This is a genomic window from Vibrio diazotrophicus, from assembly GCF_038452265.1.
In the GTDB taxonomy this organism is placed as follows: Bacteria; Pseudomonadota; Gammaproteobacteria; order Enterobacterales; family Vibrionaceae; genus Vibrio; species Vibrio diazotrophicus.
Genome location: NZ_CP151842.1, coordinates 1,371,904 through 1,397,290, shown reverse-complemented (window position 1 = coordinate 1,397,290; position 25,387 = coordinate 1,371,904). Strand labels below are relative to the sequence as shown.

Below are 25,387 nucleotides of genomic sequence, written 5' to 3'. Positions count from 1 at the left end.
TCAGTTTCCTTATAAGGCGTTAAGCGCCAAATTGAGTAATTTGATAAAAAGGTACGCTACCTACACCAGCGACATTGACCATTGCAGAGCCGCCTGAAGCGGGGATACGAATTTGTTCCACTTCACCAGCCAGCAACACATTCGGTGTTGGCAGGCCATCTTGTACTTGCACGGTAACGTTATATTTACCGGCGGTTAGTCCTAACGCTTCAGGGTCTATTGAAAATTCAACTTCACCAGCAGGATGAGCACCCAGTGGCACTTTCACTGTTTCTCCATACTGGTCTGTAACGATTAAGTTAACTTGGCTAGAAGCGTAATTGAGCTCGACTTTTCCTTTCTGTGGATTTTCATCAAGCTCAAACTCATTACCTGAAATATAAACGGTCTGACCTACTAACCCTGCGGTCGATAGCACCTGCATGTTATCCAGCAATACTGTGTTGTTCTGCAGTACGCTGGACATGTTTTCCATACTTTGAACTTGAGAAAACTGGGCTAACTGACCAACATATTCAGTACCATCCATTGGGTTTAGCGGATCCTGATTTTGGATCTGAGCAACCATCAAACTGATAAACTCATTTTCAAGTGACGTAGCGCTATTTGCGTCCAGAGAGTTACTACTCACGCTTGTATTTGTCATTGTTGCACTACCTGTAGTGTCACCAGAAAGTGCTGTATAGCTTGCAATTGTCATTAGCTACCCTGCCCTAGTTTCAACAGCCCTTGCTGCATACTTTTTACGTTGGTGAGTACTTCAACATTGGTTTCAAAACTGCGTGTTGCTGACATCATGTCAGCCATTTCTGCCACAACATCGATGTCTGGGTAGTAGACATAACCGTCTATATCAGCCAATGGACTATTAGGCTCAAAACGTTTTTCTGCTTGTCCCTGCGCTTGAACGACATCAACAATGCGAACTTCTGCACTCGGGTAATCATTGTGGCTGGCGGTGAGTTGAGTCTTGTTATAGACAGTCGCAAAAACTGGCTTCAAAGCTTTATAGGCATCATTCGGGTTTGCAGATACTGCGTCCGCATTCGCCAAGTTACTGGCAACTGTATTCAAGCGAACAGTCTGTGCATTCATTGCCGAACCCGCTATCGAATAAATATCAGTAAATGACATGATTAGCGTCCTTCAATTGCTTTAGCTAAGCCCTGAAATTTCATATTGAGAAACGTCAGGCTTGTTTGAAAATCCATGTTGTTCTGAGCAAACTTGCCTTGTTCCACACCCAGTTCGACGGTATTACCATTTTTACTATTCTGATAAGGAATTGAATATTGGCTCTCAACACGAAGAGAGGGTATCGAAGGATCAACGCCCAACTTACTGACAGAATTCATGACGGTTGTAAAACTCAAGTCCTTTGCCAAATATCCCGGAGTGTCAACATTCGCTAGGTTACCCGCGAGAACTTTGGTACGCTGAACGCGAAAGTTAAGCGCATCGGGATGTACGCCTAACGCGGTTTCAAATGAAATAGCCATGCTATTGTCCTTGCTGATTGCCTTACACTTCAGATACATATAACAAGATGCATGCCACATAAATTATCAATTAAATTCAATGACTTACATTAAAGCAAGGAAGAGCAGCTTCCGCCCATCGGAAGCAAATTACAGGAAGGAGGAAGTGTATATTTCCTCTATTTTTAATAAGTTTCTAATCTTAATAAGCTTGCTCATCGTGAGTGGCGCCACCCAAGCAAACAACATGACAGAACAGGCGTTACAGCAGGTCATAGAAAACCATCTTGATAAAGAATTGGCGCTATTAGCGAAACAAAGAGAGTGGCAGAATTTTCAACCTCAATGGCAGATGTGGATTCCTGGCTCAGTTAAACATCTCAAAGTTTGTGAAACCCCTCTGGTTATTTCTGGTCAAGACAACCAATTACTTCCGGTTGGCAATTTAAAACGGTCTGTTGATTGTTATGACGATAACTCTAGTTGGAGCATAAACGTCACCATAAAAGCTTCGTTATCACTCCCCGTTGTTGTGGTGAGTACGCCTTTGTCCCGAGATCAAAAAATTGATGCTTCAATGCTTAAAATGGAAATGCGAACTCTGACGCATCAAGATGATTTCTTTACCAAACTATCCGATGCGATTGGCAAACAAGCGATGCGTCGTATGCGTGTCGGACAAATTTTAGAACCCACTCTTGTGACTGCTCCTCCAATCGTTACCAAAGGTAATGAAGTTATCATCATCGCATCTAAAAACGGGGTTAATGCATCGACACAAGGTGTCGCATTAGAAGATGGTGGATTAGGAGAGCAAATAGAAGTGCAAAATAGTTCATCTCATACCGTAATTCACGCTGTAGTCACTGGATTAAACCAAGTTCAAACACAATTCTAAATTTAAAAAATTTTCGTTTTTTATTTAATGAATTAAAAACCGTTGTCGCCTACTAATAGTAACAACGAAATTTAAGCCAAGAGTCAAAGCATGAAAATCGATAAAGTTTCGGGCGCTCACGTCCAGCAACCAACGCTGCAACAAGCTAAAAAGCCAGTTGAATCAAGTCCACAGACCAAAACAAGTGAACCTGAAATGAACGCCAATACGGTTGCCTTGGAAAAAGCACAAATGGCAATGGCTGCACTTTCAGATGTGGATATCGAAAAAGTAGCACGAGTCCGTGAAGCACTCGCGAATGGCAAACTTGAACTGGATAGCAAAGCTTTGTCTCAGGCTATGATGCAGTTTCACACAGGACACGAGTAATAAGGAGTCCTCATGTCAAGTAACCGTGGGCAACACATTCAGGCTTTTATGGCAACGATTAGTGAAGATCTAAAACTTTATGGTCTGCTTCATACGCTCATCATAGAGCAAAGATTACTGTATCTTGAGTTTAAAGGAGATGAACTGGCGAAAAACCTTAAGCAGCAAGTTCCTTTACTCAATCGATTAAATAAAAACGCATCACAACGAACTCAATGTCTTAGAAGTTTAGGCTTACCCAATAACTCTCAATCCGTGGTTCGTATTTTAAATGCATTACCAGAAAGCGTAAGAGGTCGATTCGCCACTCAGTGGAAATCGCTTAATTCTGTGATAGAACAATGTCGCAAGCTCAATCAAGAAAACGGTCAAAGTTCTGCAGCTTTCCATGAGCTTTTAACCGAACTTACTCAGACGTCTGTTACATACGAAGAGCGACTAACCGAAGCATTATGATAAACAAGCGTAGGTTATCGTTAAATAAAAGGCGTCTGATAGCGACTGGATTAGCCCTGTTATTCAGTAGTAGCGTGTGTATGGCACAAACCTTTACCAAAGAAGTGGAGAATCAACAGCTTCTTTTGCTGCCATATAAAAACCAGATACGTTCACGCATACAGGCTCATCAACCTATTACCGAACTTATTCTAGGCCAATTGGAACATTATTCGTTACCTAAACAATTGGTCTTATTACCCATGCTTGAATCTTCATACAACGCACAGGCGATATCACATGCAGGTGCGCGTGGATTATGGCAATTAATGCCCGCGACTGCGCAACGTTTCGGCCTCACCACAACCCCGAATGATCAACGGCTAAATATTTCTGCCAGTACTGGCGCAGCACTACGTTATCTGAAGTTTCTTTACAAAAAGTTTGACGGGAACTTAACGCTGACACTAGCCGCATACAATGCCGGAGAAGGACGTGTAGAGAGAGCGATAAAGCAAGCTGGCAGTAACGAGTTTCAAAAATTACGTTTGCCACAAGAAACCATCCAGTATGTTCACCGTTTTTATGCGCTCGCAAATCTGGTTACTGTTTCTTCGATAAACCAAAGCTCATTTCAACCACTTATGTTGTTTAGCTCTAATAATCAGCTAAATGCTCAGCCTATTATTAACCTGCAACCTCTGCCACCTCTCATTCAGTTGTAATGAGTGTAATCTGATTAAATGATCAATCATGATTTGTACACATTCTCGTTGAATGGTGAGCAATCAGTACTTGGCAATCAAAATGAAGTTAACATTACAGAGTTTTGTAACGAAGGCGTGAGTTTATAATATCTTCTATGTGTTTTTGCTCTTTGCGCGCTTTTTCATAACTTTGCTTTTTCTTCCAGCGATCTAACACTTGTTCTAATCCTTTCACACGCGCATGTTTATGCTCTAATACTTCCTGTACAGAATTACATTCCGCTTCCATCACCGCTTGCTCTTCTTCATGGTGACATAGCATTTTGTGCAGCATGATATCTACACGATTTAAGTTCATTAATATTGCGCTGTTAAGTGTCAAAGCACCAAAGGTTGACTGACATGTAGCAGATTTTAAGTGGCTTAAGAGTTCCAGCTGATGTGTTAAATGCTGATGCTGTTGACGCATTGAATCCAGTCGCTGACCAATACGGTCACGCTTTTGTTCCTCTACTTGCTGCAATTTGCCAACTGCCCGGATTTTATTTTTCATAACCGCTTACCTAAACAACCTCAAAATTTATAGAATCAGCGCCCCTGAAACAGAGTCGCCAATTGTGTCAAACTTTCCTCATAACTCACCGACTCGTGAGCTGACTGCTGCAGATAAGCGCTTAAACTCGGGTACATAGCAACAGCACGATCTAAGTCGGGATCTTGTCCGGGTTGATATCCACCAAGAGGCAATAGTTCTTTAACTTGCAGATAATTCGAATATAACTGACGGAATTGATTTGCTACGGTTTGGTGCGCCTCTTGGGTACAGGATGACATACACCGACTGATTGACGCATTGACATCAATTGCAGGGTAATGGCCTTGTTCCGCCAATTGGCGAGAAAGTACCACATGCCCATCGAGAATAGCTCTAGCAGAGTCGACCACAGGATCTTGCTGGTCATCTCCTTCTGCCAAGACGGTATAAATAGCTGTTAAACTGCCTTCCTGATTTTCGCTGTTACCAGCGCGCTCTAGCAATTGGGGCAGTACGCTAAAAACAGAAGGTGGATATCCTCGAGACGCCGGCGGTTCACCTAAAGAGAGTGATATTTCCCTTTGTGCCATAGCGTATCGCGTTAACGAATCCATCATCAGAAGTACATCTTTGCCTTTATCCCTAAAATATTCAGCAGCACGGTGACAAAGTAATGTTGCACGTAATCTCATGAGTGGCGATTCATCAGCAGGAGCCGCGATAATAATCGCTTTTTGACGGGCTTCTTCGGTAAGATTTCGCTCAATAAACTCACGAACCTCCCTTCCCCTCTCACCAATAAGTCCAACGACAATAACATCAGCCTGAGTGTTTTGAGAGATCATGCCTAATAAAACACTTTTACCAACGCCACTGCCAGCCATCAAACCAATACGTTGTCCTTTACCGACGGTTAGAAGTCCGTTAATTGTTTTCACGCCAACATCTAATGGCGTATCAACAGGCCTACGTTTTAACGGGTTGATCGGATTTGCCTCTAAAGAGATTCGTTCACCACCACGTAACTCAGGTCCACCATCAAGCGCTTCACCCAAGCCATTTACGACACGTCCAAGCCATTGATTGCTCATTTGAACAGTGCTGTCCCCTTCCAAAGGGACAACTTTCGCTCCTGCGAACAATCCACCAAGGCGTCTTATGGGCATTAAATAAGCCACGTTATGATCAAAACCCACAACCTGAGCCTCAATCATGCTTCCTTCAGCGGTCTCAACCATACAACGTTGCTCCAATTTAAAACGACAACCGACCGCTTGGAGCATTAATCCATTAACTTTGACCAATCTACCAGTAACCCGTGCCACAGGTATGGCATCTAGGGAAGCAATTGCATCATTAAGACGTTCTGATAAAAAACTATGAGTTCGAACATTATTGCTCATATTGGTTCTCAGATTCAGACGATTCTTCAAGTAAGTGCTGTTTCACGTTGTCCATGCATGACTCTAACCTCGAGTCGCAACTGACATCTGCTTCGGCGTCATCAGTCACCAAATGACAACCTCCAACGGGTAAGTCTTTATTGGCAATCAGCTTCCAATCGTCTGGTAGTTCAGTACTCACCTGCTTGATGCGCTCCAAATCTTGAGGATTTAAATGTATAACGACCCTTTGAGGTTTACCTGGCATCGCTTGTAGCGTTTCATCAACCAATGACAGAATTTGTTGCGGCATTAACGTGAGTTCTGCACGAATAACTTGCTGGGCGACTTTTTGTACCAGTTCGCAAATAATGTGGCGCTGTTGCTGCTCCTGCTCAATCTGCCACTGCGATAATGATTTCAATATCTCATTAACTGGCTTAGCTGCTTCTGCAAACAGTTTTTTTCCTGACTGCTCACCGTTAAGAAATCCTTTCTGAAAGCCCTCTTTCTGACCTTCAACTGCACCCTGCTGTTTTCCCTGTTCAATTCCTTGTCGTAAGCCTTCATCAAAGCCTTGCTGCAGACCCTGCTGAAAGCCTACTTCTAGCTGTTGTTGTACATCTGCTTTCAAACCTTGAGTTTCTTTCTCAGAAACGAATTCATCATTTCCCTGTATTGGCTGTGCCAGCGGTGGAAAACGATGAACCCGATAGCTATCGGAAGGAAGGCGCATGACCTTTTTTTTATTCATGACTTACTCCACCGTCGGTTCCTGATAGAGCTGCAGATCAATCTCATTCATTTCATTGAGTTCACGAACAGTCTGCATAATTTCCTGACGAGCACTTTCTACACGACTGCGAGGAATCGCTCCACGCACTTGCATCTCATCTTCGAGAGTCTTAATCATACGTTGAGGCATGGAACGCTTAATCGCTTGCTGCAACGTAATTTCGGCGCCTTTAAGTGCGGCCGCCCAAAGTTCCATCGGTATTTGTTGAACCAGACGATCCATGGTGTCTTCGCTTTGACGCCCCAACACCATGAAATCAAACATATTTTGTTCAATTTCATTAACCACATCTTCGTCGTGTAAACGAAGCATCTCCATCAATGACGCTCTATCACCATCAAAACGGTTAATGATGTCAGCGACTTGCTTAACGCCTGACAAAGGTGCACTTTGCGTCACTGAGATTTGCTCAATACAACGCTCAATCAGTTCGTTCAAATCACCAGCCACCTGATGGTCGATATCTTGAATGCGTGCAATTCGGAACAATAATTCATCGTGGTAATCCTGAGGTAAACTTTTTAAAACCGCAGAAGAACTCTCTGGTGGCAAATAGGCAAGGAATATGGCTTGCATTTGTGGGTGCTCGTTTGCAATAAAACGGGCAAGTATCTCGGAATCTACCCATTGCAGACGCTGCATATTATTGCGAATCTCATCACCATAAAGATCATTTAATAATCCCTTGGCTAAATCGTTACCCAACGCTTTACGAAGGGTATTAGACAAGTAATCTTTCGATGCACCACGTATACCACTGTGCTGGCGAAAATCTTCGAAAAACTTCTGTATGACATTTTTCGCTTTTTCGCTTTTAATACCACTCAACTTCGCCATAGCGCGAGTGACACGTTGTGTTTCGTCTCGAGAGAAATGACGTAGCACTTTGGCTGCGGCGTCTTCACCCATCCCCAACAGCACTAACGCTGTTTGCTCTACGTATTCAAGCTCTTGGTTCTGCATTGACTGTGCTGTGCTCATTCACATTTACCCACTGTTTCAATATCTCGGCGACACGCTGCGGCTCTTCATTCGCGATAAGCTGCAGATGCTTCAATTGGATTTCTAATGGAGAACCTGGAGGTGGTAATAGTTCACTACTCACATCTAATCCATTGGATGTACTAATGCCTTTTTCTGCTAATCGTCGATTGAGATTTTCTTCATATTCACGATCAGACTTAGTTTGTACATCTTCGTAAGACGGTTCATCTAGCAATGAAGGTACTTCAAGTTCCAGATTACGTCGGTCTGCTCCGGTTAGGTGCATAACCAATGGTCGTAGAACAAACATAATCATGGCCAAACCTAACATTCCACCTATAACGTAACGTAGCGGTTGTTGAATGGTTGGGTCCTGCCACCAAGGTATTTCTGGCGGAGCTTCGATCTCTATTGGTGTAAAGTTAAAGCTACTTAAACTGAAGCTATCACCGCGCTCAGCATTGATGCCGACCGCTTCCATAATCATTTCAGAAAGCTCTGATTTCTCTTGATTAGTCCAAGCACTCCCATCTGGAGCTACCACAGAATTCAACAATACAGATACATTGAGTTTCTTAATCTGTCCCTGTTGAAACTGTGTTCTTCTTACACTTGAACCCACAGCATACTGACGTTTAATTTCTGCGCGTGCATTTGTGTTTTGACTGTCCTGAGTGGGTTGCTCACCCGTAACCGGAGGTTGGTTACTTAACGACCCTGGCACACCAAGAGCAATCTGATCAATCGAATTATCATGAACTGTATGTTCGTTACTGACGACTGGATTGTTATCTAGGATTTCTTGGGTTTCCTCTACTCGGCTAAAATCCATATCCGCAGCGACCTGAACACGAAAGTTGCTTGAACCCAATATAGGCGTCAACATGTCAGCAGCACGTTTGATAATCTGCTGTTCAACATTTCTCTGGTACTCAAGATATTTGGCATTTACTTTGCCAGATTCAGTCGAGCCGACGTCAGCACTTAGTAAGCGACCATATTGATCAATAACAGATACCGATTCTGGTTTCATACCGATGACGCTACCAACGACCAGATTCACAATGGCTTCAACCTGCTCTGGTTTTAAATCTGACCCAGGTTTTAACTCAACCATGACAGAGGCTGATGGTGCTTCACCTTGTTGACGCACAAACAATGTTTGGCGAGGAATCGCTAAATGAACACGAGCATTAGAAACGGCATTTAATGCAATAATTGTCCTAACCAATTCACCTTCTAATCCGTGACGATATCGAGCCGTTTCCATAAACTGGCTCGTTCCTAATGAGCTGTCCTCTTTAAGTGAATCAAGGCCAGTAGGAAGTTTAGCTTTAATACCTTTAGCAGCTAATAGCATACGCGCTCGTGCTACTTCATCTTCAGAGACCAAAACTTGTCCGTTTTGGTCCTGCAAACGGTAATCGATACCTTCAGCTTCCAGTACCGATACAACTTCGCCTACATCGAATTGCTCGTTGTGCCCGTATAAAGGGCGAAAGCCTTGTGATGAACTCCACAACGCAACAACAATTAAAGCCGCAACAATGGCAGCCAGCACCGCAGACAGTACTAAATTTCGCTGACTGCTTGACCATAGCTGCTTTAGCTTATTACCAAAGTCGTCCATTCCTTTCGCTGAAGAGGCTCTTGGCTGATTAGAACTGAGGCTAAGCGCACCAGCCGTTTGAGTTTGAAGTTCAGACATGTTTTACACCGGCATTTTCATAATATCTTCAAATGAACCAACCACTTTATTGCGTACCTGCAATAATGCATTGAATGACAGACTCGCTTTCTGGCTCGCAATCATTGCGCCCACCAGATCATCACTTTCCCCGGTTTCTACCGCCGTCATCTTGCTACTTGCGAGCGACTGATGATCATTAACTTTGTTAAGTACATCCGTCATTGCAGTTGAAAACGACATAGGTTCATTTACGGTATGAATATCAACAGGGTTAGCAGTCACGACAAACTCTGGAGAGGCTTGTATTCGCATTGCATCCATTTTCGTGAGCATCAATTGCTCGGCTGACATTACATTCCCAAAAGGTAAATCTGCCATTTCTATTCTCCTTTTTATGCCGCTGAGCCAAGTATTGACTGAAGATCAATACCTTGATCTCTCATTGCCGCCAATTTGTATCGTAATGCTCGGGTTGAAACACCTAACGCGCTAGCTGTCTTGGTTCGGTTGCCACCGAACTGACGTAACTTTTCTAATATGTATTGATACTCAGCCTGTTTTTTTGCTTCAACGTGACCAAACGTTTGATCTGATGTAGAACTATGGTTTATTGAACTGACTTCAACGGGAAGCATGAGGTCCTGCGCAGTAATATAGTCTCCGTGACGCATGACTAAAGCACGTTGAATTACATTTTCAAGTTCGCGTATATTGCCTGGCCAGTCGTATTGACTGAGCGCTATTTTGGCGTCTTGAGAAAGAAAGCAAGAACTTGCTTCCTGATATTTTTTGATAAAGAACTGACTAATTGGAAGTATGTCCTCTTTACGTTCACGTAGCGGAGGCCAATGTAAAGGTAATACGTCTAAGCGGTAGTATAAGTCCTCGCGAAACTGCCCCTTTTGTACGGCTTCTCGAAGATCTTTATTGGTTGCAGCTATCACACGGATATCAAGTTTAATAGCCTTGTGACTGCCCACTCTTTCTACTTCACGCTCCTGAAGTACACGTAGAAGTTTAGCCTGAACTGCTGGGGACATTTCTCCAATTTCGTCCAGCAGTATGGTTCCTCCGTTAGCCTCTTCGAATTTACCACTTTGCGACGCCAACGCACCTGTGAACGCACCTTTTACGTGACCAAATAGAACCGCTTCTAGCATTGATTCGGGTATTGCAGCACAGTTAACGCCAACAAATGCCCCGTTTGATCTTGATGATTGCTCATGAACATAGCGAGCGAGAACCTCTTTACCTGTACCAGATTCACCAGTAATCAATACACTCGCGTTTGTACAAGCTGCTCTGTGAGCTAGCTGCAGAACCTGTTTACTACGCCAAGATTCTGCAACAATGTTAGCCATTGGTTTTTTGAGAGCTTCAACTCTATGAATTAGGTTAAGAAGCTGATTGGATTCAAACGGACGTAACAAATAGTCTGTCGCGCCAGCCTTCATGGTTTCGGCAGCCAAAACACCTTGATCTTGTTCTACAATCGCGATGGCAACCCCAGAGCGACTTTGCTTCTGATGGCATGCAACCCAATCGTGTACTGAAATATCACATAAATTGGAGCTAACGATTGTAATTGAAGCCGGACTCTGTAGTAGAGCGTTTCGGCCTGTGCGTTCATGACGTACGTTATAACCAGCGTCAGTCAACACTTCTATAACAGATTGAGCCAAAAGCTCATTCGGCTCGACTAATAATATATCTAACGTAGACATTACTGACCTTCACTGGTTACTTGGTGTTGGGTGAGTGTTTTAACAACAGTCTCGTTATTTCTAACGATGCGAATCATTACGCGGCGGTTTTTGGAACGCCCCTTTTCTGTGTTGTTAGTCATCATCGGATACCGGGAACCATGTGCTCGTATCTGCATGTTTTCTTTACCTATACCTAATTTATCCAAATACTGTGCCACTTCTTCTGCACGTTCTTTTGAAATTTGAATGTTACCCAACCTTGATCCGACACTGTCTGTATAGCCGTCGATCAATACCTTGGTAACCAAAGCGTCCCAGTGGATGTATTCTGCCAACGCGCTTAGCTGCGCACGCTGGTTTTGACTCAGTGTTTTTTGGCCACTTCGATAATAAATAAATGTATCTTTCGCATCGGAATACGTCATTGAAGGCAGACGATTCTTACATTCGATAAACTCAGCAATAGGAGATTGAGCCCGAATGGTCGGAACAATGATATCGAGTCGTTTTGAACGAGAGCTGTCATGAAGTGAAAGCTGCAACCACTTTCCTTGTTCTGCGGACTTTAGTGTTTCGCTTATATGATCTCGAAATAAAAAGTGAGACGCTGCCCGCTTATATCCCTGACTCATTTCAATGACTTTATGCAGTTCTGACCAAGGCGGCTCCAACAAAGAAAGTTCCGCTGTTTTCCAAACATTCAATGTATTCGCCAATTCATATTCAAATGTGACCTGATTATTTGTCTCAGAGCGGAAATAAAACTTCCCCTGCGGAACTTCCGCATGAATTAAATTGCAAGCCGTTGGTTCCTCTTTATAGATCCAAGAAGACATATCCATTGGCACTTCAATTTTTTCATTCGCATAAGATTCGAACGATAAAACTACAATTAAAAAGAAAACAACTGAGCGAAACATTTTACAAACATCCAAAAATAGCCGTTCAAAACTTTAACTGACACTACTCTGACACACATTTCATTAGAAAAAAACAATTTACATAAAGATTTCTATATTTCAAAAGCTTTATATATTTAACTCAAACTTAAATTGAAAACTGGAACAAATGCACATTTTACCTCTCATAAAATACTCGTAATTTTATTTTATTAGACATGCAAAACCTAGGAGAGACAACGAACCATACATAACGCCTAGAAACCTTAACAACCGTAACATAAGCCGTTGTTATGTATGTTCTTGTACTAGGAACCATCTAAATCCCCGCCATCAATCCATTTATTTACAACAACTTAATTCAAAAACCCACTAAAAATTGATAACCAAAGATTATTAATCGCCCAGAATTTGCACAATCAAATCAATAATTAACCACCAAAAATAAGTGAAAAACATCACAAGATTCATTTTGGAATAAATATCACAAATATGATTTTTATAGGTAAAAAAATATTAGTTTTATTGATTAGAATGCTGCTCAATACGACTAAAAATGAATTGTCATGAAACGGTAAAATATAAATGTCAGAACTAATTGAAAATTTAAATACCGATGTAAAACCTTTAAATGTAGAATTACTAGGCAAACCAATTCATATCGTCCGAGAAAAGTTAGCAAAAATCATAAATGACTCAACCAATGGCCTAATTACAGAACTTCAATCTTGGCTGAGTGGCCCATATATAGATATTAATATCAAGTCGGTTGAAATATTCGAATTAAGCAATTTATCCTTCAATATGAAAACGGTTTCTCAGTACAGTCATGAAAGCGGTGGCTCTTTATTTATCAATCTAGATGACAAATCATTAATTAGATTTTCTGACCGTTTTTATGGCACAGATATTGAACGTAAACAAACCGTAATTACTAGTAGTGACAAACGTCTTCAAGACCGTATAGGCAAGTTAATCAGTCAATGGGTAGCCCCAAAAGAAATGTGGCGAACCAGCGGAGAAGATGTGGCTTTCGGTACAGGCATTAAGGCTGATTTGAGTGTGACTAGTGGTGAACATAACGGTGAGCTGGCTGTATTCTTTGATAATCGCCTGGTTCAAACGCTGATCAACCAGCTTGATTTGCAGTCAAACGAAAACTTAAAGCCTCAGTTTTATGAATCGCTAAAAACTACGCCAGTGAGACTCAATGTTCTTTTGAGCAAGAAAACCATGACTCTAAGCGAAGTATTAAGTTTATCGCCGCAAGACATACTTCCCATCGATCTGTTGTCATCCCCTCCTGTCAGTATCGGCAATGCCAATCTCTTTACTGGTCGAGTTGCAGAACAAGACGGGCAATTAGTTTTAATTTTGAACCAAGATAAGGATTCCTAACAAATGAGTGACTCTTTGGACGCTTTGAACTTCGATGACGATGACCTGAATTTTGGTCAATTTCACCTCGATGAATCTGAAGAAAGTGCTGTAAATGAAGAAGCACCCAAAAGCGAAAGGGATTTAAGTTTTTTCAAAAATATTCCCGTAACCGTAACGTTAGAGGTTGCCAGTAAAGAACTTTCTTTAGGCGATTTAATGAAAGCGGGTGAAGGCTCTGTCATTGAATTGGATAAGCTAAATGGCGAGCCTTTAGACGTAAAAGTGAACGGTTCATTACTGGGCCATGCGGAAGTCGTTATCGTAAATGAGAAGTATGGTCTGCGTCTCATTGACGTGATTGATTCAGCTTTAACATCCGTTGGTTAATCTCAGGTTATAAAAATGAATAAGCCGCTTTCTTTATACCGCTTAAGCATAATGGTGTTGTTGCTGTCATTGTTATCGATGCCAACGCTTGCAGCAGAAAACGGTCTTACTATGTTCAGTGTCACTGACGGCAATACTCAACAGGAATACAGTGTAAAACTGCAGATTCTGTTGTTGATGACAGCGCTAAGTTTTATACCGGCCTTTATTATGATGGCTACCAGCTTTACGCGTATTATTGTTGTGCTTGCTATTTTGCGTCAGGCTCTTGGTCTGCAACAAAGCCCTCCCAATCGTGTATTAGTTGGTATAGCACTCGCGCTTACTATCCTCATAATGCGCCCCGTCTGGACTGACGTATATGAACACGCATTTAAGCCTTACGACCAAGGTGAGATAACCTTGATGCAAGCATTCTCTGTTGCCGAAAAACCTGTACGACATTTTATGCTTGCTCAAACACATCAAAGCTCTCTCGAGCAAATGCTTCGTATCGCTAATGAACCGTTAGATCAGAACGTAGAAGACATTTCTTTTGCTGTTGTACTGCCCGCTTTTGTTATCAGTGAGTTGAAAACTGCTTTTCAGATAGGATTTATGCTGTTTATTCCTTTCTTGGTCATTGATCTGGTGATTGCCAGTGTATTGATGGCAATGGGTATGATGATGCTATCCCCGCTTATTGTTTCATTACCATTTAAGCTAATTATTTTCGTTCTCGTGGATGGATGGGCAATGACCGTCGGTACTCTTTCCGCCAGTTTCGCTCCATAAATTGAGGATTATTAAATGACTCCTGAGTATGTCGTAACCCTCATTTCTCAAGCCGTTTGGTTGATCATCCTAATTGTCGCTGTATTGGTTGTTCCTGGTTTAATTGTGGGACTAGGTGTTGCTGTTTTTCAGGCCGCAACTCAGATTAACGAACAGACACTCAGTTTTCTTCCCCGACTCATCGTGACTATGTTAATGGTCATATTTGCTGGCCATTGGATGATACGCCAAATTATGGAGTTGTTTGATTACCTGTTCCTCAATATACCCGGAATGCTTGGCTAATGGAGTTGAGTTTCAGCGAAATATCCAGTTGGTTAGGTCAACTTTGGTGGCCGTTTTTCCGGATTGGCGCAGCGTTTATTTCAATGCCAATTTTTGGTGATTTGCTTATTCCTGTGTGGATAAGAACACTACTTGCACTTTCCATTACTGTGATAACAGCTCCTCTTATGCCAACAATGCCAGAAGTGGAACTTTTTTCGATGACGTCACTTTTTCTTGCATTTGAGCAAGCCGTTTGGGGCTTATTGTTTGGATTAATCATTCATATGCTGTTCACGGTTTTTACCATGCTTGGTCAAATTGTCTCTCTACAAATGGGACTTGGTATGGCTGTTATGAATGACCCTGTGAATGGAATGTCGGTACCGATTCTTAGCCGAATTTTTCTCATTTTTTCCACTCTATTATTCTTAGCTCTCGAAGGGCACCTTTTAGTTATCGATATCTTAATTCAAAGTTTTGAGGTTTGGCCCGTTGGTTCGGGCATTACAATCTTATCGGTAAAAACACTTATCTTCGTATTTGGCTGGATGTTTTCGGCAGCTCTCGCTCTCGCCCTGCCGGCAATCGTCGCTATGCTTCTGGCGAACATTAGCTTTGGTGTAATGAACCGAGCAGCGCCAAGCCTCAATGTTTACGCTCTCGGTTTTCCAATGACAATGCTATTGGGGCTATTCACCGTATTGCTATCCGTTAGCGGTATACCCGGCAGCTACACAGGATTAGTTCATGACACATTACGTTTTCTAAATCAATTTATGGTGGGAAGAGCATGAGCGAATCGTCTTCTCAGGATAAAACCGAAAAAGCGTCACCCCAAAAGGTCAAAAAAGCCAGAGAACAAGGCCAAATACCTCGAGCCAAAGAATTTACCACCGCGCTTATTTTTCTCGCTGTGGCTTTCTATTTCTCAGCACAACTCCCTACGATTTGGCACACCATTACGGGTGTGTTTCGCTACAACATGTCTCTCACTCATCAAGATCTTGAAAACCCAATCACGATGATTGAAAAGTTGATGCACAGCTTAGGTATTTTAGTCGAACTGTTAATTCCTATGTTTGTAGTCATTGTTGTTACAGCCGCAGGCTCTAACATGGTTCTCGGAGGATGGCTGTTTCGTCCTGCGAACATGTTACCCAAACTGAGTAAGCTTAATCCTTTAACTGGAATTAAGCGGATGTTCTCTACCCGCTCATTGGTCGAGCTTCTCAAATCCACGCTGAAAGTCGTGGTTATCTCTTTCGCATTGTATTGGTATATGGACTCAAATCTACAGTCTCTATTGGGAATGCAGCAACTCCCTCTCAATCAGGGTGTGAAATTAATAATGAGTATCCTGTTTGACGGTCTTCTTTTAATGGGGGGCGTGTTATTGCTTTTTGGACTGGTCGATATTCCCTACCAAAGATGGGAGCATATGAAAGAACTCAAGATGACCAAGCAGGAATTGAAGGAAGAATATAAAAGCAATGAAGGTCGTCCAGAAGTTAAACAACGTATTCGCCAAATCCAACAACAATTTGCCCGACGCCGTGCCGATAAAATGGTACCAAAGGCTGATGTAGTAATCGTCAACCCAACACACTATGCCGTTGCACTAAAATACGATCTCTCTTTATCCGATGCCCCTTTCGTGGTCGCTAAAGGTATTGATGAGACCGCAATGCATATTCAGCGTATTGCTAGAGAAAATAACGTAGAAATCATTAACTCTCCTCCGTTAACTCGTTCAATTTACTATACAACCGCCATTGAACAGGCTGTTCCAAGCCAGCTTTATATCGCGGTAGCACACATTTTGACGTACGTGTTGCAGTTGAAATCTTTTCGCAATGGTAAAGGGGAAGAACCGATGCCACTCCCTCATTTTTCCATTCCTAAGAACTTGCAGCATTAATCAGTAATAAGGACTGTACCGATGTTAAACCGGTTAAAACAACTACAAAGTACAAGTAAATCTTATATTGGTATTCCAATCGTTTTACTGATGATCTTGGCAATGGTTATCCTGCCCTTACCGCCTTTGCTGTTGGACTCTTTGTTCACTTTCAATATCGTGCTTGCGATTCTGGTTTTATTAGTGAGTACAACGGCAAAACGTCCGTTGGACTTTTCCATATTTCCAACCATATTGCTTGTCGCAACCCTACTACGTTTGACTCTAAACGTAGCATCTACGCGGATTGTACTGCTTGAAGGACATAATGGTGCCGAGTCTGCAGGTAAAGTCATTCAAGCATTTGGTGAAGTGGTAATCGGCGGAAATTATGTCGTTGGTATGGTGGTCTTTATCATCCTAATGATCATTAACTTTGTCGTCATTACCAAAGGTGGAGAACGAATTTCTGAAGTTTCTGCTCGATTCACTCTAGATGCTTTACCTGGCAAACAGATGGCAATAGATGCTGATATGAATGCCGGGGTGATCGATCAAGAGTCCGCTCGTCAACGCCGCCGAGAAGTAGCGAATGAAGCAGATTTCCACGGCTCAATGGACGGTGCATCTAAGTTTGTCCGTGGTGATGCTATCGCAGGATTGATGATCTTGTTCATAAACATTATTGGCGGTGTCGCTATTGGTGTATTTGAACACGGTATGGCTGCAGCCGAAGCCTTTAAAACTTATGCTCTACTTACCATAGGTGACGGTTTAGTTGCTCAGATCCCATCTCTTCTATTAGCAACGTCAGCAGCGATTATTGTTACGCGCATTAACGATAGCGATAACGATATGTCGCAAACAATGCACAAGCAGTTGCTCGCGACACCTTCGACGCTTTATACCGTAGCGTGCATTATGTTTGTTATCGGTATTGTTCCAGGTATGCCACACTTAGCTTTCTTCACTTTTGCTGTTGTTGTCGCTTTTGCCGGATGGCGTCAGAGCAAACTGCCGGTTGAAGACTCGCAGCTTGAAGAAGTGACTGCCCTTGCAAAAGCAATGCGACAGGAAGAAGACACACCGCTAAGCTGGGAAGATATACCTCACGTGCAGACTTTAGGGCTTTCCCTCGGTTATCGACTCGTTCATCTAATCAATAAACAACAAGGCGCGCCCCTAACGCAACGAATCAGAGGCGTACGCCGCAATTTATCAGAGCAAGTCGGGTTCCTGCTTCCAGAAGTGGGCATTAGAGATAACCTCAATCTTAAACCGAATCAGTACACTATTTCCCTAAACGGGGAAACGATAGAAGAAGGTTTTATAGAACCAGAACGCTTGATGGCAATTGCGGTAGGAGAAACCTACGGTGAGATCGACGGTATCATCGGTAGCGATCCTGCATATCAATTACCAGCGGTATGGATAGAACATAAGCAAAAAGCTCGGGCACTTAATATGGGTTATCAGGTTGTCGATGATGCGACAGTCGTTGCTACGCATATTAGTAAAGTTATGAAAACCAACCTTGCTGAACTGTTTAATCATGATGATGTAGACGCGATGAATCAACGTTTAACCGTTCAAGCACCGAAACTCGCTGAAGCACTTGCTGCGGCCTTGCGCCCTGCGCAACAACTCAAAGTTTATCGTCAGCTTTTGTTAGATCAGGTTCCCCTGAAAGATATTCGAACCATTGCGAACACCATGCTTGAGTCTTGTGAAAATACAAAAGACCCAATCTTATTGGCCGCCGATATTCGCTGTGCATTACGCCGGACTTTGATTAACCTTTTAGCGGGTCAAAAACAGGAAATTAAAGTCTATGCATTATCTGACGAACTTGAGCAAATGCTCATGACTTCTTTGCAACAGGCTCAAGCTCGTGGCACCGTGATGCTAGATAGTTTTCCTGTTGAACCTAACATTCTGGGACAATTCCAACAGAATTTACCTCTCATTAGGCAACAAATGAAACAGCAAGGTATTCCTTCTATTCTGCTGGTTATGCCGCAATTAAGACCGTTAGTTGCAAGATACGCAAGAACGTTCGCGCATGGGCTAGCTGTGCTGTCATACAATGAGATTCCAGAAAACAAACAGATAAGTGTGGTAGGTAACCTTGGTTAAGCTATTTTCTTTTCAGACGCTGTTCCAATATCTCAGCGATCTTATCGAAAACAACGTCACTACCAATGACGACGCTTTGGTATTTGAAGCATTCAAACACAACGATATTCGTCACGCCTGTCAGGCAATCCGTGAAGCGAATACTGGTGAAGTTGAGTTTCAACACCTAACTTTGCGATTTGGTAGCCATGGCGAACAGAGTGTTTATCAGTTTCAATTATCAGAGAAAATGGCGTACTGCCTAGACTTATACAGCCTATACCTAGCACTTCGTCAAACTAAATTCCAATTAGAAACTTTTCACCCGGATCTCATCAGTAATGTCGTCGTCCCTATTAAAGGTGAAACAATACTGTGGCCAGAAGGTAAACTATTTATCGAACAAGCTCTTGAGCATCATCAGCAGACATTTGCGCACATAGTGCCATCAATACAGGTAGACTTTCCATTAACCTCTCCTGATGAACTTCAGGAATTAGTAAAACAAGTTCAAAAGACTGCGTATGCGGTTTGGTTTGAGCTCTATGCTCCATGTGACCAATTCGAACAAGTAGCGCTGTTCAAACCAGACATGATCAAACTTGCCGTGTCATTGGAAAATAAAGAAGACAGGCAAGCTTTTTTGCCAATCGCACGTTTCCTTCGACAATCACGTTACAAATGGGTTGCAGGTAGAGTTTCCAGCAAAATAGAACTAAACCAATATAAGTTGCTTGGCGCTAGTTACTATTTTGGTTACTTCAGCGATATCCCAATGTCTATGTCATTTAGAAACTTTAGCGATGCGGATAATGATACCTATTAATTAACGACGTGACATTTAATTAGCAAAGTTACAGTCTGCCTCTATTCCCCCTACACTTTCCGCATCACTGACACATCAGTTGTTAGTAAAGGGGGAATCAAAATAATCTAAATAATAACCCTCACAAAGAAAACACATAAGCTATTGAATTTTAATCACTTTTAAAAAATTTCTTAATTTCTCTTAATTTTTAATTAATTTTCTCACTCGATCATCCGCCTCTAATTAGTGAACAGGGAAGTATCCCGAACCCAATAACATATTGAAACCACTTGAGGAATCGAACATGGCTTTATCAATGCAAACTAACTATGCTTCACTCGTTGCGCAAAACACGATCAGCGGTACGAACAACCTACTTAATACTGCGCTAGAACGTTTAAGCACAGGTTATCGCATCAACTCTGCAGCTGATGACGCAGCAGGCTTGGCTATTGCAACTAAACTAGAAGCTCAGACTCGTGGTATGTCGGTTGCAATGCGTAACTCTCAAGACGCAATCTCTATGCTCGAAACTGCTGACGGTGCTTTAGATGAATTATCTAACATCGCTTACCGTATGAAAGATCTAGCAACTCAAGCAGCTAACGGTACTTATGCCGATGGTGGTACAGAACAAACTGCACTGGATGCAGAATACCAACAACTTGCTACCGAAATGACACGTATCATCGATCAAACAACTTACGGTTCAGGTACACACCTGCTTAACACCACTGACGGCATTATGGGTAGCAATGCAACTCTTCAATTCCAAATCGGTGCGTCTGCAGCAGAAACACTACAAGTTGATGCGTCTACTGGTATTACAGCAATCGAAACAGCAATCACTGGTTTAGGTGCTTTAACTACTCAAGCTGGTGCGAATGGCGAAATTACTGTTATGGAAGGCATGTTCGACACAATCAGTAACCTACGCGGTACATTGGGTGCAAACATCAACCGTTTAGAACATACAGTTAACAACTTAGCGAACGTTTCTGAAAATACAACAGCAGCTAAAGGTCGTATCATGGATGCAGACTTCGCTGCAGAATCTTCAAACATGACTAAGAACCAAATGTTGATGCAAGCTGGTACAACGGTACTGTCTCAAACTAACCAAATTCCAGGCATGGCTGTTTCTCTACTACGCTAATTGCTCAACCATATACCTTAATAGAACCTCCCTTTATGGGAGGTTTTTTTTTCACTCGCCGACTTACGTTTCACCACGTTGCATTTAATTTTATTCAAGACTATGTCGCCTAACGTTATTGAATAGCATGTGATTTTAAGTGGAAAAGCGGAACTCATCCTATGGAAACAGAGCTTCCGCCTTTATTAATTATCACACCTATCTATTTGTTTTATATAAATAATTTAACTGGCACGCATCTTGAAATATACGTTTATTCAAATCAGATATGTATAGCCAGATATAAGTAGCACTCAGACTGATATCAGGGAGAAAACAAATGAGTTCGATAGATCCAATAACTATGGCAACACAGCTTGCGACCTACGACGTGCAGGCATTTCAAACTCGTTATGATACACAGAACACTAAGTATCAATCTCAACTGACAGCACTGGGCAAGATTGAAACGGCTCTCAGAGATTTTCGCACCGCTATTAATGAAATAAACAGTTCGACTAGCAGCATCGTAAAAAATAGTGCGACCGCCTCTTCTGATGGTTATCTTTCTGCGACAGCTGACGCTACCGCACTTTCAGGTAGTTACCAGTTTTTTGTTGAACAAATTGCAACGGCTCACCAAGTGTCCGCCGATATGCCAGTTAACTTAGATGCTAGCACCGTAGTGCCTTCAACAGGAACGCTCAATTTTAGTATCAATGGCGAAACTATGTCTTTAGACCTATCCACTATTGATAGTAATAGTGACGGTGTATCAACCATGGCGGAACTCGTCACTGCGATTAACAGTGATAGTAGCAACCCCGGCGTTCACGCCACATTGGTACGCTCGAACGGCCAAACCTACTTTATGCTTTCCAGTGAAGAAACCGGCGTTAGCAACGCGATTAATGTTAGTGCTTCAGGTACAGGCCAAGCATGGTTTGAAAATGCTTTCGCTAATCTGACAGAAATTACCGCACCACAAGATGCGATCATTTGGGCCGGTGCCCAAGGATCCGGTCTTCAGTTAACCAGTAGTAGTAATACTTTCGAAAACGTTGTTGATGGTGTCGATATCACGGTATCTAAAGCACAAACATCGGGTGAGACGCCAATATCGATGACAGTTGCGCCGGATCAGGAAGGCACTACTGAACAGATGAATTCGATTATCAAAGCTTATAACAGCTTAATGTCGACCATAGACAAATACACCACAATCGGTGGAGAAGACACTGCCCGTGGTGTACTCGCAGGAGATTCAACCGTTCGTTCCATAGAAACTCAGCTCAAAACGATTGTACGTGAGCAATTTTCTGGAATACGCCTCGCTGATCTTGGCATTGAAATCAGTCGTGATGGAAGTATGAGTATTGATAGCGACAAGTTCAAAGAAGCTCAGACGACCAATAGTCAGGCTTTGAACACCTTCTTCAATGGTGACGGTAATCTTTTAGATTCTATCGATGAAATGATGGAGCCCTATCTCCAGTTTTCAACAGGTATGTTTTCATCACGTAAAGACGCGTTACGCCAAACTCTCGATCGTATCAGCGATAGACAAGAAGCCTTAGAACGAAAATATGAGATGTCTTATAACCGCTACCTAAAACAATATACCCAAATGAACCAAATTATTACCCAAATGAATCAGACAATGTCGATGTTCGGCTAAGTCTGATCTAGGAGAGACTTTATGTTAATGGATTCTGGTTATGACTCATACCAACAAGTGGACTTAAACGCTCAAGCCGCAGCAGCAACTCCACACCAGTTAGTCGTTATGCTTATCGACGGTCTACTCGATGAAGTAGAACGCATCCGTGGCCACCTAGCTGAGGGTCGTTTAGCGGCCAAAGGCGCAGGCATAAGTAAATGTATGAACATTTTAATTGGTTTAGACAGTGCTCTCGACATGGAGAACGGCGGCGAGCTCGCTGAAAACCTACATCAGTTATACGACTTCTGCCAAATTGAGCTGTATCAAGCAAGCGTACAGAAAGACGTGCAACGCTTAACTAATGTTGAAACTGTGATGGGCAACATTAGAGAAGGATGGGTTAATTTTGGGCAACATGCGTAAGGTTTCAGCGGAGCGTTTCCGCTTTCTGACTCAACGGATAACCATAGCAACAAAGATGCAGGATTGGCGTGCTATTGCCCGCTACGATTCTGAGCTTAGTGAACTTTTAAGTGCGGGCAGAGACTCTCTAACAGATCCACGTATTGCCCCGCATGTTGCTGATGTAAAAGCTGCACATAAAGCGGCTTATCACGCTCTAAAAGAAGCGAGTTCAAAATTGGAAGCTCAAATGTCCAAGGTTAACGAGCAACAGGAAGGCACTTTGGCCTATCAGTTAGCGATGTCAATGGAGGACTAGTTTTTGCAGGGACTAACCACAACTCAACAAGCAACATCACCTGTAAAAGAGAATGCCTCTTTTACTAAATCAGTGCACCAGGCGCGTAGTTTTAATAGCGATGGGCAAGCGAACTCTGAAGTCTTTACTCTTGTTCAAATTCCATTTAATTCCGCATTGTCCAAAACGGAACATAAGCTTGCTGTGGATGATAATCCACACGCCATAGCGTCAAACGAGCAACAAGTCAGTGATGATACTCAGCAAGAGTTAAACATGTTGGTTCCGCCTACAGTTAATATTGTGCAAGAGATGAACAAACCTGAATCCAGAAGCAACGCACAAGCACAAGGTGTAATTGTATCTGGGTTTAATTTTGCCAATGGACAATATACTCAAGGCAGAAATATAACAGGGGCTGAAGCTGGCACATTAAACAACCAGATATCAGTTCCCCAAGCTACAAACGCGGATCAAGTTACAAGCACGAATGTATTGCAAACTCCGTTAACAAACCCAGAAGTTAACGGTAGGACATCAAATACGCCTATTGCAGACATCAAACTTGTCAGTGCAATCAACAGTGAGCTCAGTAACATAGGAGCCTCGCCGCTACCTCCAACTGCACAATCAGCCCCCCTACACTCTTCATCTACTACAAACGTAACAGCAGGTGAAAACCGACCAGAATGGGCTACCTTACGCATTGATACTCAAGCGGGTAAATGGGGCGAGCAAATGCTTCAGGTACTGCATGATCGTGTCACGCTACAAGCGCAGCAAAACCTTCAGGAAGCAAAGATTCGTCTCGACCCACCGGATCTTGGAAAACTGGATTTGGTCGTTCGAATAGAAGGAGATCGTCTAAGTGTACAAATCAATGCAAATAATGCAGCGACACGAGAAGCCCTGATGCAGGTTTCGGACCGTTTACGTGCTGAACTTCAGGAACAAAATTTCGTCAATGTTGATGTCAACGTGGGCTCAGATCAACGCAATCAACAACAAAGTCAAACCTTTGAAGAGCAAAACGGCAGAATTTATAAAGCGAAAGAAACCTCTTCAGACCAAGACTATACACCAACGTCTGAACATTGGCTCAGTGCACAAGCCTAAAGCGAATATCCTAGGAAATAGTTATGTCCAAAAAACAAATTATCACAATGTTTATCATGCTACTTGTCACTAACATGCTCGTTACAAGTGGTATCGTTTTTGGCGGTATTATGTATCTAAAATCCCCGAACAATGGCGAATCAAATAACTGGTTTGCTCAATCCCCATTGTCTTTTCTAACCTACAACTCGCCAGAAGGTGCTCAAGCTCCAAGCTTTCGTTCGCTAGAGAAAGTAGTACTCAGTATTAAAGGGGAAAAACAAAATCATTTCCTTATGCTTGAAATTGCCGTGGAAACCAGATACCCGGAAGCCATTGAAAACATAAATGATTATATGCCTGTTGTTCACAACTCAATGATCAAACTGTTTAGTGATAAAACCTATGAGGACATTCAGCAAGACGGCATCATCGACAAATTGCAGAACGAAGTGAAACAGTCCGTTCTTTCAGCGTTTGATAAAACAGATATTCTTCATAACATCGATGATGTACTTCTTACTAAATTTGTCGTGCAGTAAGGTCGGAACGTATGTTGGACATGCAGTATCAAGACGCTTACAGTCACTCAGAAGACATAAACACTCCTGCTGTTGCCATTGATGAAAATTACCTACTCAATCAATATCAACATCTAGTGAAAAGGGTTTCTAACCAATTACGCGTTCATGCCAATACCCATTGCAGTGTCGAAGATATGCAACAAATCGGGTTAATCGGCTTGCTCGAAGCAGGACGCCGCTATGGTGACATTGATGACCCCAACTTTCCGGCGTTCGCCGTATGCCGTATCCGAGGAGCGATTCTAGATGAACTGCGTCGGCTAGACTGGCGATCAAGAAAGACACGACAAGATGCACACCAACTTAATGATATTACTCGTGACTTAACGAGAAAACTCGGAAGACAACCGTCTGAAAGTGAGATTATTCAGGCCTTGGGAACCAACGGGGAAGACTATCATTATCGTCTAAATGCGTTAGTTGCAGGTGAAATGCAAAGCCTCGATCAACTGATTGAAAACGGCGTTGAGCATTTTTCCGAAGACGGCTACGACAGCATTTCACATGAACATACTCGTCGAAGCTTGGAACGATCAGTAGAACAGCTTAATAAACGCGACCAACTACTGCTAACGCTGTTTTATCAACATGAACTTAACCTTAACGAAATTGCGCTCGTACTCGATTTAACACCGGCCCGTGTTTGTCAGTTACACAAACAGGCGCTCAACCAACTCAATCATCATTTGTCTTCTTAGGAGTC

General features: G+C 42.5%; 30 protein-coding genes. 19 read left to right on the top strand and 11 right to left on the bottom strand.

Annotated features, from left to right (window positions below; all coding sequences use genetic code 11):
• Positions 1-19: 19 nt before the first annotated feature.
• Genes flgD through flgB form a run of 3 tightly spaced genes read right to left on the bottom strand, consistent with a single transcriptional unit; the run spans position 20 to position 1,499 of the window.
• A complete protein-coding gene (flgD, locus tag AAGA51_RS06335) occupies positions 20-700 on the bottom strand; it encodes a flagellar hook assembly protein FlgD (RefSeq protein ID WP_042488735.1) in 681 nt (226 codons plus the stop codon).
• Positions 700-1,134 carry a flagellar basal body rod protein FlgC gene (gene flgC / locus AAGA51_RS06330; RefSeq protein ID WP_042488738.1) on the bottom strand — a complete coding sequence of 145 codons (435 nt, stop codon included), beginning with the start codon at positions 1,132-1,134 and terminating at the stop codon, positions 700-702. The genes flgD and flgC overlap by 1 nt, the downstream gene beginning before the upstream one ends.
• 2 nt (positions 1,135-1,136) lie before the next feature.
• A complete protein-coding gene (gene flgB, locus AAGA51_RS06325) occupies positions 1,137-1,499 on the bottom strand; it encodes a flagellar basal body rod protein FlgB (RefSeq protein WP_042488741.1) in 363 nt (120 codons plus the stop codon).
• A gap of 79 nt (positions 1,500-1,578) precedes the next feature.
• Between flgB and flgA the strand changes: the two genes are divergently transcribed.
• From flgA to AAGA51_RS06305, 4 genes are all read left to right on the top strand, one after another.
• Complete coding sequence (flgA, locus tag AAGA51_RS06320; protein WP_081878763.1) at positions 1,579-2,376, top strand: flagellar basal body P-ring formation chaperone FlgA; 798 nt, start codon at positions 1,579-1,581, stop codon at positions 2,374-2,376.
• A 90-nt stretch (positions 2,377-2,466) separates the two neighbouring features.
• On the top strand, positions 2,467-2,745 hold the full coding sequence (flgM, locus tag AAGA51_RS06315; RefSeq protein WP_042488744.1) for a flagellar biosynthesis anti-sigma factor FlgM: 279 nt from the start codon (positions 2,467-2,469) through the stop codon (positions 2,743-2,745).
• A gap of 12 nt (positions 2,746-2,757) precedes the next feature.
• On the top strand, positions 2,758-3,201 hold the full coding sequence (gene flgN / locus AAGA51_RS06310) for a flagellar export chaperone FlgN (protein ID WP_042488747.1): 444 nt from the start codon (positions 2,758-2,760) through the stop codon (positions 3,199-3,201).
• Positions 3,202-3,281: 80 nt separating this feature from the next.
• Positions 3,282-3,905 (top strand): lytic transglycosylase domain-containing protein, encoded by a 624-nt coding sequence (locus AAGA51_RS06305; protein ID WP_042488750.1) that lies wholly within the window; start codon positions 3,282-3,284, stop codon positions 3,903-3,905.
• Positions 3,906-3,999: 94 nt separating this feature from the next.
• On the opposite strand, the gene fliJ is transcribed toward AAGA51_RS06305, so the two are convergent.
• From fliJ to AAGA51_RS06265, 8 genes are read right to left on the bottom strand one after another with little or no spacing between them, the layout of a single operon-like run.
• Complete coding sequence (gene fliJ / locus AAGA51_RS06300) at positions 4,000-4,440, bottom strand: flagellar export protein FliJ (protein ID WP_042488753.1); 441 nt, start codon at positions 4,438-4,440, stop codon at positions 4,000-4,002.
• 35 nt (positions 4,441-4,475) lie between these two features.
• Positions 4,476-5,825, bottom strand: coding sequence for a flagellar protein export ATPase FliI (gene fliI / locus AAGA51_RS06295; RefSeq protein WP_042488756.1), 1,350 nt, complete (start codon positions 5,823-5,825; stop codon positions 4,476-4,478).
• Entirely contained in the window at positions 5,815-6,558 is a 744-nt protein-coding gene (gene fliH / locus AAGA51_RS06290) for a flagellar assembly protein FliH (RefSeq protein WP_042488760.1), read from the bottom strand. Before fliH ends, fliI begins: the two co-directional genes overlap by 11 nt.
• 3 nt (positions 6,559-6,561) lie before the next feature.
• Positions 6,562-7,581, bottom strand: a complete 1,020-nt coding sequence (locus tag AAGA51_RS06285; protein WP_042488762.1) for a flagellar motor switch protein FliG — start codon at positions 7,579-7,581, stop codon at positions 6,562-6,564.
• Positions 7,544-9,292 carry a flagellar basal-body MS-ring/collar protein FliF gene (gene fliF, locus AAGA51_RS06280; RefSeq protein ID WP_042488764.1) on the bottom strand — a complete coding sequence of 583 codons (1,749 nt, stop codon included), beginning with the start codon at positions 9,290-9,292 and terminating at the stop codon, positions 7,544-7,546. The genes AAGA51_RS06285 and fliF overlap by 38 nt, the downstream gene beginning before the upstream one ends.
• Positions 9,293-9,295: 3 nt before the next feature.
• Positions 9,296-9,652, bottom strand: a complete 357-nt coding sequence (fliE, locus tag AAGA51_RS06275) for a flagellar hook-basal body complex protein FliE (protein WP_042488766.1) — start codon at positions 9,650-9,652, stop codon at positions 9,296-9,298.
• A 14-nt stretch (positions 9,653-9,666) separates the two neighbouring features.
• Entirely contained in the window at positions 9,667-10,998 is a 1,332-nt protein-coding gene (locus tag AAGA51_RS06270; RefSeq protein WP_042488771.1) for a sigma-54-dependent transcriptional regulator, read from the bottom strand.
• On the bottom strand, positions 10,998-11,822 hold the full coding sequence (locus tag AAGA51_RS06265) for an OmpA family protein (RefSeq protein WP_217995519.1): 825 nt from the start codon (positions 11,820-11,822) through the stop codon (positions 10,998-11,000). Before AAGA51_RS06265 ends, AAGA51_RS06270 begins: the two co-directional genes overlap by 1 nt.
• 642 nt (positions 11,823-12,464) lie before the next feature.
• Between AAGA51_RS06265 and AAGA51_RS06260 the strand changes: the two genes are divergently transcribed.
• The 15 genes from AAGA51_RS06260 to AAGA51_RS06190 all read left to right on the top strand — a co-directional run bounded on the left by AAGA51_RS06260 (position 12,465) and on the right by AAGA51_RS06190 (position 25,382).
• A complete protein-coding gene (locus tag AAGA51_RS06260; protein WP_042488774.1) occupies positions 12,465-13,277 on the top strand; it encodes a FliM/FliN family flagellar motor switch protein in 813 nt (270 codons plus the stop codon).
• 3 nt (positions 13,278-13,280) lie between these two features.
• On the top strand, positions 13,281-13,646 hold the full coding sequence (fliN, locus tag AAGA51_RS06255; RefSeq protein WP_042488777.1) for a flagellar motor switch protein FliN: 366 nt from the start codon (positions 13,281-13,283) through the stop codon (positions 13,644-13,646).
• Positions 13,647-13,661: 15 nt separating this feature from the next.
• Positions 13,662-14,420, top strand: coding sequence for a flagellar type III secretion system pore protein FliP (gene fliP, locus AAGA51_RS06250; protein WP_042488780.1), 759 nt, complete (start codon positions 13,662-13,664; stop codon positions 14,418-14,420).
• Between the two features lie 15 nt (positions 14,421-14,435).
• On the top strand, positions 14,436-14,705 hold the full coding sequence (fliQ, locus tag AAGA51_RS06245) for a flagellar biosynthesis protein FliQ (protein WP_042488784.1): 270 nt from the start codon (positions 14,436-14,438) through the stop codon (positions 14,703-14,705).
• Positions 14,705-15,481: a flagellar biosynthetic protein FliR gene (fliR, locus tag AAGA51_RS06240; protein ID WP_042488787.1), complete on the top strand. Its 777-nt coding sequence runs from the start codon at positions 14,705-14,707 to the stop codon at positions 15,479-15,481. Before fliQ ends, fliR begins: the two co-directional genes overlap by 1 nt.
• Positions 15,478-16,605: a flagellar biosynthesis protein FlhB gene (gene flhB, locus AAGA51_RS06235; RefSeq protein ID WP_042488791.1), complete on the top strand. Its 1,128-nt coding sequence runs from the start codon at positions 15,478-15,480 to the stop codon at positions 16,603-16,605. The genes fliR and flhB overlap by 4 nt, the downstream gene beginning before the upstream one ends.
• Before the next feature lie 21 nt (positions 16,606-16,626).
• Positions 16,627-18,720 carry a flagellar biosynthesis protein FlhA gene (locus AAGA51_RS06230; protein ID WP_042488794.1) on the top strand — a complete coding sequence of 698 codons (2,094 nt, stop codon included), beginning with the start codon at positions 16,627-16,629 and terminating at the stop codon, positions 18,718-18,720.
• Positions 18,713-19,525: an EAL domain-containing protein gene (locus AAGA51_RS06225; protein ID WP_042488797.1), complete on the top strand. Its 813-nt coding sequence runs from the start codon at positions 18,713-18,715 to the stop codon at positions 19,523-19,525. The genes AAGA51_RS06230 and AAGA51_RS06225 overlap by 8 nt, the downstream gene beginning before the upstream one ends.
• Positions 19,526-19,811: 286 nt before the next feature.
• Positions 19,812-20,663, top strand: a complete 852-nt coding sequence (gene lafA / locus AAGA51_RS06220) for a lateral flagellin LafA (protein ID WP_042488801.1) — start codon at positions 19,812-19,814, stop codon at positions 20,661-20,663.
• 319 nt (positions 20,664-20,982) lie between these two features.
• Positions 20,983-22,320 (top strand): flagellar filament capping protein FliD, encoded by a 1,338-nt coding sequence (gene fliD, locus AAGA51_RS06215; protein WP_042488804.1) that lies wholly within the window; start codon positions 20,983-20,985, stop codon positions 22,318-22,320.
• Between the two features lie 21 nt (positions 22,321-22,341).
• The gene (fliS, locus tag AAGA51_RS06210) at positions 22,342-22,728 is read left to right on the top strand and encodes a flagellar export chaperone FliS (RefSeq protein WP_042488807.1); all 387 of its coding nucleotides are present in this window, start codon (positions 22,342-22,344) and stop codon (positions 22,726-22,728) included.
• Positions 22,721-23,026 (top strand): LafD, encoded by a 306-nt coding sequence (locus AAGA51_RS06205; RefSeq protein WP_373279442.1) that lies wholly within the window; start codon positions 22,721-22,723, stop codon positions 23,024-23,026. The genes fliS and AAGA51_RS06205 overlap by 8 nt, the downstream gene beginning before the upstream one ends.
• A 3-nt stretch (positions 23,027-23,029) precedes the next feature.
• Positions 23,030-24,121 carry a flagellar hook-length control protein FliK gene (locus AAGA51_RS06200; protein ID WP_042488815.1) on the top strand — a complete coding sequence of 364 codons (1,092 nt, stop codon included), beginning with the start codon at positions 23,030-23,032 and terminating at the stop codon, positions 24,119-24,121.
• A gap of 23 nt (positions 24,122-24,144) precedes the next feature.
• Complete coding sequence (locus AAGA51_RS06195; protein ID WP_042488818.1) at positions 24,145-24,642, top strand: flagellar basal body-associated FliL family protein; 498 nt, start codon at positions 24,145-24,147, stop codon at positions 24,640-24,642.
• Between the two features lie 11 nt (positions 24,643-24,653).
• Entirely contained in the window at positions 24,654-25,382 is a 729-nt protein-coding gene (locus AAGA51_RS06190; protein WP_042488822.1) for a FliA/WhiG family RNA polymerase sigma factor, read from the top strand.
• Positions 25,383-25,387 lie beyond the last annotated feature (5 nt).

Excerpts from the sequence above, each read along its gene's own strand:
- flgD (WP_042488735.1), bottom strand. The coding sequence starts at position 700 with ATGACAATTGCAAGCTATACAGCACTTTCTGGTGACACTACAGGTAGT.
- flgC (WP_042488738.1), bottom strand. The coding sequence starts at position 1,134 with ATGTCATTTACTGATATTTATTCGATAGCGGGTTCGGCAATGAATGCA.
- flgB (WP_042488741.1), bottom strand. The coding sequence starts at position 1,499 with ATGGCTATTTCATTTGAAACCGCGTTAGGCGTACATCCCGATGCGCTT.
- flgA (WP_081878763.1), top strand. The coding sequence starts at position 1,579 with ATGACTTACATTAAAGCAAGGAAGAGCAGCTTCCGCCCATCGGAAGCA.
- flgM (WP_042488744.1), top strand. The coding sequence starts at position 2,467 with ATGAAAATCGATAAAGTTTCGGGCGCTCACGTCCAGCAACCAACGCTG.
- flgN (WP_042488747.1), top strand. The coding sequence starts at position 2,758 with ATGTCAAGTAACCGTGGGCAACACATTCAGGCTTTTATGGCAACGATT.
- AAGA51_RS06305 (WP_042488750.1), top strand. The coding sequence starts at position 3,282 with ATGGCACAAACCTTTACCAAAGAAGTGGAGAATCAACAGCTTCTTTTG.
- fliJ (WP_042488753.1), bottom strand. The coding sequence starts at position 4,440 with ATGAAAAATAAAATCCGGGCAGTTGGCAAATTGCAGCAAGTAGAGGAA.
- fliI (WP_042488756.1), bottom strand. The coding sequence starts at position 5,825 with ATGAGCAATAATGTTCGAACTCATAGTTTTTTATCAGAACGTCTTAAT.
- fliH (WP_042488760.1), bottom strand. The coding sequence starts at position 6,558 with ATGAATAAAAAAAAGGTCATGCGCCTTCCTTCCGATAGCTATCGGGTT.
- AAGA51_RS06285 (WP_042488762.1), bottom strand. The coding sequence starts at position 7,581 with ATGAGCACAGCACAGTCAATGCAGAACCAAGAGCTTGAATACGTAGAG.
- fliF (WP_042488764.1), bottom strand. The coding sequence starts at position 9,292 with ATGTCTGAACTTCAAACTCAAACGGCTGGTGCGCTTAGCCTCAGTTCT.
- fliE (WP_042488766.1), bottom strand. The coding sequence starts at position 9,652 with ATGGCAGATTTACCTTTTGGGAATGTAATGTCAGCCGAGCAATTGATG.
- AAGA51_RS06270 (WP_042488771.1), bottom strand. The coding sequence starts at position 10,998 with ATGTCTACGTTAGATATATTATTAGTCGAGCCGAATGAGCTTTTGGCT.
- AAGA51_RS06265 (WP_217995519.1), bottom strand. The coding sequence starts at position 11,822 with ATGGATATGTCTTCTTGGATCTATAAAGAGGAACCAACGGCTTGCAAT.
- AAGA51_RS06260 (WP_042488774.1), top strand. The coding sequence starts at position 12,465 with ATGTCAGAACTAATTGAAAATTTAAATACCGATGTAAAACCTTTAAAT.
- fliN (WP_042488777.1), top strand. The coding sequence starts at position 13,281 with ATGAGTGACTCTTTGGACGCTTTGAACTTCGATGACGATGACCTGAAT.
- fliP (WP_042488780.1), top strand. The coding sequence starts at position 13,662 with ATGAATAAGCCGCTTTCTTTATACCGCTTAAGCATAATGGTGTTGTTG.
- fliQ (WP_042488784.1), top strand. The coding sequence starts at position 14,436 with ATGACTCCTGAGTATGTCGTAACCCTCATTTCTCAAGCCGTTTGGTTG.
- fliR (WP_042488787.1), top strand. The coding sequence starts at position 14,705 with ATGGAGTTGAGTTTCAGCGAAATATCCAGTTGGTTAGGTCAACTTTGG.
- flhB (WP_042488791.1), top strand. The coding sequence starts at position 15,478 with ATGAGCGAATCGTCTTCTCAGGATAAAACCGAAAAAGCGTCACCCCAA.
- AAGA51_RS06230 (WP_042488794.1), top strand. The coding sequence starts at position 16,627 with ATGTTAAACCGGTTAAAACAACTACAAAGTACAAGTAAATCTTATATT.
- lafA (WP_042488801.1), top strand. The coding sequence starts at position 19,812 with ATGGCTTTATCAATGCAAACTAACTATGCTTCACTCGTTGCGCAAAAC.
- fliD (WP_042488804.1), top strand. The coding sequence starts at position 20,983 with ATGAGTTCGATAGATCCAATAACTATGGCAACACAGCTTGCGACCTAC.
- fliS (WP_042488807.1), top strand. The coding sequence starts at position 22,342 with ATGTTAATGGATTCTGGTTATGACTCATACCAACAAGTGGACTTAAAC.
- AAGA51_RS06205 (WP_373279442.1), top strand. The coding sequence starts at position 22,721 with ATGCGTAAGGTTTCAGCGGAGCGTTTCCGCTTTCTGACTCAACGGATA.
- AAGA51_RS06195 (WP_042488818.1), top strand. The coding sequence starts at position 24,145 with ATGTCCAAAAAACAAATTATCACAATGTTTATCATGCTACTTGTCACT.
- AAGA51_RS06190 (WP_042488822.1), top strand. The coding sequence starts at position 24,654 with ATGTTGGACATGCAGTATCAAGACGCTTACAGTCACTCAGAAGACATA.